This is a genomic window from Streptomyces jumonjinensis (genome assembly GCF_009600885.1).
GTDB classification, from domain to species: Bacteria; Actinomycetota; Actinomycetes; order Streptomycetales; family Streptomycetaceae; genus Streptomyces; species Streptomyces jumonjinensis.
Map to the genome: position 1 here is coordinate 81,802 of NZ_VCLA01000201.1, position 1,138 is coordinate 82,939.

Below are 1,138 nucleotides of genomic sequence, written 5' to 3' on the forward strand. Positions count from 1 at the left end.
ATCCAGACGGTCCTCGGCGGCCGGCTCGCCTGGCACGCCGACACCGACCCCGGCGCCTCGCGGATTCTGGCCCGGCACTGGCCCGGGGTGCCGAACCTCGGCGACGTCTCGCAGGTGAACTGGGCGACGGTTCCGGGGGTGTGCGTCCTCACGGCCGGTTTCCCCTGTCAAAGACGTCTCGGTCGCCGGTCGCCGGGCCGGGCTGTCCGCGGGCACCCGGTCCGGTCTGTGGCACCACGTTGCCCGCGCCATCAACATCCTCCAACCGTGTCTGGTGGTGATCGAGAATGTCCGGGGGCTCCTCACCTCCCCCGCCGCCCCTGCCTCTGGCGAGCTGGAACCCTGCCCGTGGTGTCTGGGAAACCATGCAGGCCAGCCTGCTGTGCGCGCACTCGGTGCCGTACTCGGATCCCTGGCCGACCTCGGGTTCGATGCGCGCTGGCGCGTGCTTCGCGCCTCCGACATCGGCGCACCCCACCGCCGCGAGCGGGTCTTCCTCACCGCCTGGCCCCGCCACGCCGCTGTTGAAGACGCCGACGAGCAACATCGGAAAGAACGGCGGGAGCCAGCACCCGTCGAAGCGCAAGGCCGGCGGGCACGGTCCGAATCTCGCGGACGAGGTGGAGTGGCTGCTGCCGACCCCGAAGGCTTCGGACGGGATCAAGGGATCACCGAACCAGCGCCATGGCAACGGCGATCTGACCCTGCCCTCGGCGGCGGCCCGGCTGCTGCCCACCCCCAGGGCCACGGACACGGGCACTCCGGGGCGCCGCGCGGGCCAGGGGTTCCGGCCGCCGTTGTCGGCGGTGGTCCTGCCCCTCTTCACCGAGACCCACAGCGGTGGGGGCCCTACGCCTCCGCCGTCGCCCGATGGGAGAACTCAACCCGTCCGGCACCGGCACCGACCGATGGCGCGGGCCGTCTGAGCCCGGCGTTCGTGGAGTGGATGCAGGGCCTCCCACCGGGCTGGGTCACCGACACCCCCGGGCTGGGGCGTCCCGCGCAGCTCACCGCGCTCGGCAACGGCGTCGTCCCCCAACAGGCCGCCCGCGCGGTCGAGCTGCTCGCCCCGCCCCTGGGTCACTGCGCTCACGGGGCGGGGTGAGCCCTCCTCTATCCCGGGGTTCCCGGCCGGGCC

2 protein-coding genes and 1 pseudogene are annotated in these 1,138 nt (G+C 73.5%); all 3 read left to right on the forward strand.

The window, feature by feature from the left end; all coding sequences use genetic code 11:
• Positions 1-226: 226 nt before the first annotated feature.
• Positions 227-469, forward strand: a pseudogene (locus FF041_RS39835) (DNA cytosine methyltransferase); the annotation flags it as partial.
• Positions 470-524: 55 nt separating this feature from the next.
• On the forward strand, positions 525-926 hold the full coding sequence (locus FF041_RS39840; protein WP_153526752.1) for a hypothetical protein: 402 nt from the start codon (positions 525-527) through the stop codon (positions 924-926).
• Between the two features lie 20 nt (positions 927-946).
• Entirely contained in the window at positions 947-1,105 is a 159-nt protein-coding gene (locus tag FF041_RS39845; protein ID WP_153526754.1) for a hypothetical protein, read from the forward strand.
• Positions 1,106-1,138: the final 33 nt, after the last annotated feature.